The following is a 6,120-nucleotide window of genomic DNA, read 5'->3' as shown; positions in this document are numbered from 1 at the left end:
GACCTGATCCTGTGCTTCGGGCACAATCCGGGCACCAACCATCCGCGGATGATGGCGACCCTGCGCGAGGCCAGCCGGCGCGGCGCGACGATCCTGGCGTTCAATCCGCTGCGCGAACGGGCCCTGGAGAAGTTCGCCTCGCCGCAGGATCCGGTCGAGATGGCGACCCTGTCCTCGACCCCGATCGCCTCGGCCTACTACCAACTGACCATCGGCGGCGACGCCCTGCTGGTGCAGGGGATGATGAAGGCGGTGCTGGCCCTCGACGCTCACGACGGTGACGTATTGGATCGCGACTTCATCGCCGAGCACACCACCGGCTTCGAGGCGCTGGCCGCGCATCTCGAGGCGCTGGACTGGGCGACCATCGAGGCCGGCTGCGGCCTGCCGCGTGAGCGGATCGAGGAAGCGGCGGCGACCTATGCCCGCTCCAAGGCGACGATCCTCTGCTACGGCATGGGCCTGACCCAGCACCGCGACAGCTCCCAGACCGTCCAGCAACTGGTCAACCTGCTGCTGCTGAAAGGCAATATCGGGCGCCCCGGGGCTGGGATCTGTCCGCTTCGCGGCCATTCGAACGTCCAGGGCAATCGGACGGTCGGGATCTGGGAGAAGCCTTCGGAGGCGCTGTCGGACTCGATCCGCGACGTCTTCGGCTTCGAGCCGCCGCGCGCTCATGGCCATACCGTGATCGAGACGATCGCGGCGATGGAGCGGGGCGAGGCCAAGGTCTTCGTCGGCTTGGGCGGCAATTTCGCCGTCGCCGCGCCCGATCCGGTCAGGACCTTCGCGGCGATGCGCAAGCTGGACATGGCCGTCCACATCGCCACCAAGCCGAACCGCACGCACATGCTGGTCGGCAAGGCCGCGCTGTTGCTGCCGTGCCTGGGGCGGACGGAGCTGGACGTGCGGGCCGGGGTGCGTCAGTCGGTGACGGTCGAGGACTCGATGTCGATGGTCCACGCCTCGCGCGGCCTCAACCCGCCGGCGTCGGAGCATCTGCTGTCCGAGCCCGCCATCGTCGCGGGGATCGCGACGGCGACCTTCGGCCAGGATCCGCTGGTCGACTGGCCAGGATTGGCCGACGACTACGACGCCATCCGAGACCTGATCGCCCGGGTCTTCCCGGCCGCGTTCGAGGACTACAATGAGAAGGTCCGCGTTCCGGGCGGTTTCCGCCTGCCGGTCGGGCCATCGGACCGGGTGTGGAAGACGGCGACGGGCAAGGCCAACTTCCTGGTCTTCGATCCGAAGGGCGGCGACCCGCGCCGGGGCGACCCGGACGTTCTGATCCTGACCACCCTGCGCAGCCACGATCAGTACAACACGACCATCTATGGGAATAACGACCGCTATCGCGGCGTGTTCGGCCGGCGCGACGTCGTCTTCGCCAATGCGGACGACATGGCCCGGATGGGGCTGATGGAGGGCGACCTGATCGACGTCGGCGCGGCCTTCGACGAGAGCGGCGAACGCGTGGTCCGCGCCTTCACGGTCGTGGCGCGCGATATCCCGCCGGGCTGCCTCGCGGCCTACTATCCCGAGACCAATGTCGTGATCGCCCTGGACGACCACGACCAGCGCTCGGGCACGCCGGCCTACAAGTCCGCGCCCGTCAGGCTCCGCAAGCACCAGGCCGAGTGGCGTTCGATGACTTCCACGTCATGACCGCGAATTAAGTCGTGGTCCGGACGAAGCGCCGCTAGCTTGCCCCCATCGAGATACACGCATCTGATGGGGAGCTTACTGATGCGCGCTATGACCACCCTGGCCGTGCTGGCCGCCGCCGTTTCCGCCGCTGGCGTCGCCCAGGCCGAGCCGTCCGTGAAGATCAAGGACGCGGTCGCCCGCGTTGTGATCATTCCGGAGAGCCGCCCGGACATTAAGGTGGAGTTCCTGACCACCAACGCTAGCCTGCCCCTGACGGTCCGCAACGAAGGCGACAAGGTCGTCATCGACGGCGATCTGCGGATGAGCCGGATCAACGGCTGCAACAGCCGCAACGGCAAGACCTGGGTCAAGGTGCGCGGCGTCGGCGACGTGGCCTATGAGAACATTCCGCAAGTCGCCATCCGCACGCCGATGGATGTGCGCGTCGGCGCCGGCGGCGCTGTGTTCGGCGACATCGGCCGCTCGGACAGCGTCGAACTCGGCAACGCGGGCTGCGGCAACTGGACGGTGGCCAACACCAAAGGAAAGCTAGAGGTCAGCCAGGCCGGCTCGGGCGACACGCGGACGGGTTCGGCGAGCTCCGCAGAGATCAGCATCGCTGGGTCCGGCGACGTCAGCACCCAGGCGATCGGGGGCGACCTTGAGGTCAACATCGCCGGTTCGGGCGATGTCTCCGTCGCCAGCATCGGCGGCAAGCTGGAAGGCAATATCGCCGGTTCGGGCGACATCGCGGTCGCGGGCGGCCGCAGCCGCGCCGTCGAGGTCAGCGTGATGGGCTCGGGCGACGTCACCTTCAAGGGCGAAGCCGATCAGGTCGAGGTCAGCGTGATGGGCTCCGGCGACGTCCGGATCGCCAAGGTCAACGGCCCCATCAAGAAGCACGTGGCCGGCTCGGGCGATGTCATCATCGGCCAGTAGGCCGCCCATCGTCACGCACATATATATAAGAGTGAAGGCCCCGGGATCGCTCCCGGGGCCTTCTTCATGTCCGGACCGTGGGGCCGGCGTCGCGCTTAGCGGACGCCGAAGCCGAACAGGTCGCCGGCCGAGATCAGGTCGGCGCCAGCGCGGTCGCGGGTCTTCAGGCTGCCGCCGAAGGTGTAGCGCAGGCCCACCTTGATGGCGTCGGCGTTCAGGTCGGCGAGGTCGTCGGATTCGCTGTGGGTGTACTTGGCGAAGGTCGACCAACCCGAGTTGGCGAACTTGTACTCACCGCCAAGGTTCACGTCCCACAGGTCCGCGTTGGCGTTGGTGTCGATGCGCGACCAGGCCGCGCCGGCGTCCAGGCGGAAGTTGTCCGTGACGAAGTAACGGACGTCGCCGCGCACGGTGTAGAGGTCCGCGTCCAGGTCGTTCGACTGACCGTAGGCCGCGACGCCCGACAGGGTCACGTTCGACAGGTACTTGTGAGCTTCGCCGCCGACGGCCCAGACGGTGTCGTTGGCCGGGCGGGAGAGGGCGGTGAAGCCGCCGACGCGCCAGCTGTCGCCGATCTTGGTGGTCAGGTGAGCGGCGGCCGAAGCGACGGTCTCATCCGACAGGTCGTTGTCCGAGATCGAGACGTCGCCGTTGGCGGTCACGGTCCAGGCGCCTTGCAGCGGAATCGCGACCGAGCCGTCGACGATGGCCGACGAGCCGTGGCCGCCGCCCAGCTTGGTGTTGATGTCGGTGTAGTTCACGGCCGCGCCGACCGAACCCACGTTCTGGGCGAAGGCCGGGGCCGAGACGGCGGCGGCGATCAGGGCGGCGGTGGCGAAGAGCTTCGTATTCATTGGGTCTATCCCCTTAGTCACTGTGGCTCCTCCGGCTGGCGGGGCGGTCGTTGTTGGGGGGAGGGGCCGCCCAGTCCGCCGGGGAGGGGCGGCATCTATGGAGGTTTGGGGGCGTGCTCAAGGCCCGCGGCGACGCTTGCGGGGCGAATAATGCATTTTTGTGACACTTGCGGAGAAGAGAATTTCGACTACGCGCAAGCGTGCGCACGTTCATTTCTTGCTTTGACCTGGGGCTGTTAAAAGCCGACCGGCGTTATGTTTGCGGGGGTCTTGCGCGGAGGGGCGCGGGCGCCTATCCAGAACCCGCCCGACGACTCGAGTCCTTTTGGACGAGACGAACCGGACAGAGCGCTTGACGAAACCGATTCTGGAACGTACAAGCGCGCCTCTGTTGGACCGGCTGTGAGCTTTCGGGCTCAAACGCGGTTCGCGAGACGCCCGGACATAGCGCCCTCACAGGCGCAATATCTGGTCATCACCCCCGACAGGCGACTGTTGGGGATATTTGTTTTGCGGACGCTGCGTACGGAGCCCACCTGGGTTCCGAGTTGGTCTTTGAAATGGTTCGAGACGCGGGCGCAGCCCACTAGGAAACCGAGCGATATGGATCGTCAGAACATCCGCATCCGGCTCAAGGCCTTCGATCACCGCGTGTTGGATCATTCCACGCGCGAGATCGTCAATACGGCCAAGCGCACGGGTGCGACGGTGCGGGGCCCCATCCCCCTGCCCACGCTTATCGAGAAATTCACCGTCAACCGTTCGCCGCACGTCGACAAGAAGTCGCGCGAGCAGTTCGAGATCCGTACGCACAAGCGCGTCCTCGACATCGTTGACCCGACTCCGCAGACCGTGGACGCGCTGATGAAGCTCGACCTGTCGGCCGGCGTTGACGTCGAAATCAAGCTGTAAGGAGGGCCTTCCATATGACTCTCCCCACCCAACGCACTGGCGTCCTCGCCAAGAAGCTCGGCATGACCCGCTTCTTCGACGAAGCTGGTCAGCACGTGCCGGTCACCGTCCTGTCGCTCGACGGTTGCCAGGTCACGGGCGTGCGCACCGTTGAGAAGGACGGCTACACCGCCCTGCAACTCGGCGCTGGCGTCAAGAAAGCCAAGAACACCTCGAAGGCCCTGCGCGGCCACTTCGCGAAGGCGGCCGTCGAGCCGAAGCGCGTCGTCGCCGAGTTCCGCGTCGAGGAAAGCGCCCTGATCGAAGTCGGCGCCGAACTGACGGCCGACCACTTCGTCGCCGGCCAGAAGGTCGACATCCAAGGCGTCACTGTCGGTAAGGGTTTCGCCGGCGCCATGAAGCGCTGGAACTTCGGTGGTCTCCGCGCCACCCACGGTGTTTCGGTCTCGCACCGTTCGCACGGTTCGACCGGTAACCGCCAGGATCCGGGTCGTACGTTCCCGGGCAAGAAGATGGCCGGTCACCTGGGTCAAGAAACCGTCACCACCCTCAACGTCACCGTCTGGAAGGTCGACGTCGAGCGCGGCCTGATCCTGGTCAAGGGCGCCGTCCCGGGCCACGAAGGCAGCTACGTGAAGGTTCGTGACGCCGTGAAGAAGGCTCTGCCGGCTGACGCTCCGCGTCCGGGCGCCTTCCGCAAGGCTGGCGAAGCCGCTCCGGCTGCTGCTGAAACCCCCGCTGAAGAGGCCCCCGCGGCTGCGACCGAAGAGGGCGAAGGCTAATGAAACTCGACGTCATCAAACTGGACGGCGGCAAGGCCGGCTCCGTTGATCTCGACGACGCCATCTTCGGCATCGACGACATCCGCGGCGACATCCTGCAGCGCGTCGTGACCTGGCAGCTGGCCAAGCGCCGCTCGGGCAACCACAAGATTCAAGTCCGCAACGAGGTCTCTCGTACGGGCAAGAAGATGTACAAGCAGAAGGGCACCGGCGGCGCCCGTCACGGTTCGCGCCGTGCGGCCCAGTTCGTCGGCGGCGCCAAGGCCCACGGTCCCGTGGTCCGCAGCCACGCCTTCGACCTGCCCAAGAAGATCCGCGCCCTGGCCCTGAAGCACGCTCTGTCGTCGAAGGCCAAGTCGGGCTCGCTGGTCGTCCTGGACAGCGCCGTTCTGACCGAAGCTAAGACGGCCGCCCTGCGCGCCAACTTCGACAAGATCGGTCTGAAGAACGCCCTGGTCATCGCCGGTCCGGAAGTGGACGCGAACTTCAAGCTCGCCGCCCGCAACATCCCGAACGTGGATGTCCTGCCGAACGCCGGCCTGAACGTCTACGACGTGCTGCGTCGCCAGACCCTGGTCCTCACCAAGGACGCGGTCGAAGCGATCTCGGCTCGTTTCGCTGAGAAGGAAGCCGCCTAATGGCCGCCACCGCTCGCCACTACGACACGATCCTGTCGCCGGTGATCACCGAAAAGACGACCCTGCTCAGCGAGCAGAACAAGGTTGTCTTCAAGGTGGCCAACGACGCGACCAAGGACGAAATCGCCGCCGCCGTCGAAGAGCTGTTCAAGGTCAAGGTGACCAAGGTCAACACCATCGTGACCAAGGGCAAGACCAAGCGCTTCCGCGGCATCGTGGGTCGTCGCAACGACGTCAAAAAAGCGATCGTGACGCTGGCCGAAGGCCAGTCGATCGACATCACGACGGGGCTCTAAGTCATGGCCTTGAAGCAATTTAACCCGACCAGCCCCGGCCAGCGCGGCC

At 66.1% G+C, this 6,120-nt stretch carries 7 protein-coding genes and 1 pseudogene; 7 read left to right on the top strand and 1 reads right to left on the bottom strand.

The window, feature by feature from the left end; all coding sequences use genetic code 11:
• Both Q0379_RS10095 and Q0379_RS10090 read left to right on the top strand, forming a co-directional pair.
• Positions 1-1,668 (top strand): FdhF/YdeP family oxidoreductase (locus Q0379_RS10095; RefSeq protein ID WP_299007853.1); only part of this gene is annotated, 1,668 nt, incomplete at its 5' end.
• An 81-nt stretch (positions 1,669-1,749) separates the two neighbouring features.
• On the top strand, positions 1,750-2,589 hold the full coding sequence (locus tag Q0379_RS10090; protein WP_299007850.1) for a DUF2807 domain-containing protein: 840 nt from the start codon (positions 1,750-1,752) through the stop codon (positions 2,587-2,589).
• Positions 2,590-2,684: 95 nt separating this feature from the next.
• On the opposite strand, the gene Q0379_RS10085 is transcribed toward Q0379_RS10090, so the two are convergent.
• Entirely contained in the window at positions 2,685-3,443 is a 759-nt protein-coding gene (locus Q0379_RS10085; RefSeq protein WP_299007848.1) for a hypothetical protein, read from the bottom strand.
• 402 nt (positions 3,444-3,845) lie between these two features.
• On the opposite strand from Q0379_RS10085, the pseudogene Q0379_RS10080 reads away from it, so the two are divergent.
• From Q0379_RS10080 to Q0379_RS10060, 5 genes and pseudogenes are all read left to right on the top strand, one after another.
• Positions 3,846-4,033, top strand: a pseudogene (locus tag Q0379_RS10080) (hypothetical protein).
• A gap of 13 nt (positions 4,034-4,046) precedes the next feature.
• On the top strand, positions 4,047-4,355 hold the full coding sequence (gene rpsJ, locus Q0379_RS10075) for a 30S ribosomal protein S10 (RefSeq protein WP_004616952.1): 309 nt from the start codon (positions 4,047-4,049) through the stop codon (positions 4,353-4,355).
• A gap of 14 nt (positions 4,356-4,369) precedes the next feature.
• Positions 4,370-5,137, top strand: coding sequence for a 50S ribosomal protein L3 (rplC, locus tag Q0379_RS10070; protein WP_299007844.1), 768 nt, complete (start codon positions 4,370-4,372; stop codon positions 5,135-5,137).
• Positions 5,137-5,775: a 50S ribosomal protein L4 gene (gene rplD, locus Q0379_RS10065; protein WP_066684370.1), complete on the top strand. Its 639-nt coding sequence runs from the start codon at positions 5,137-5,139 to the stop codon at positions 5,773-5,775. Before rplC ends, rplD begins: the two co-directional genes overlap by 1 nt.
• Entirely contained in the window at positions 5,775-6,071 is a 297-nt protein-coding gene (locus tag Q0379_RS10060) for a 50S ribosomal protein L23 (RefSeq protein ID WP_010919129.1), read from the top strand. Before rplD ends, Q0379_RS10060 begins: the two co-directional genes overlap by 1 nt.
• Positions 6,072-6,120 lie beyond the last annotated feature (49 nt).

Origin of the sequence: uncultured Caulobacter sp. (genome assembly GCF_937900395.1) — a bacterium.
Taxonomy (GTDB): Bacteria; Pseudomonadota; Alphaproteobacteria; order Caulobacterales; family Caulobacteraceae; genus Caulobacter.
The sequence above is the reverse complement of the archived record's forward strand: the minus strand, read 5'-3'. Positions and strand labels throughout refer to the sequence as shown.

Bases quoted from the DNA above. Each gene is read 5' to 3' on its own strand.
- Q0379_RS10090 (WP_299007850.1), top strand. From the start codon at position 1,750: ATGCGCGCTATGACCACCCTGGCCGTGCTGGCCGCCGCCGTTTCCGCC.
- Q0379_RS10085 (WP_299007848.1), bottom strand. From the start codon at position 3,443: ATGAATACGAAGCTCTTCGCCACCGCCGCCCTGATCGCCGCCGCCGTC.
- rpsJ (WP_004616952.1), top strand. From the start codon at position 4,047: ATGGATCGTCAGAACATCCGCATCCGGCTCAAGGCCTTCGATCACCGC.
- rplC (WP_299007844.1), top strand. From the start codon at position 4,370: ATGACTCTCCCCACCCAACGCACTGGCGTCCTCGCCAAGAAGCTCGGC.
- rplD (WP_066684370.1), top strand. From the start codon at position 5,137: ATGAAACTCGACGTCATCAAACTGGACGGCGGCAAGGCCGGCTCCGTT.
- Q0379_RS10060 (WP_010919129.1), top strand. From the start codon at position 5,775: ATGGCCGCCACCGCTCGCCACTACGACACGATCCTGTCGCCGGTGATC.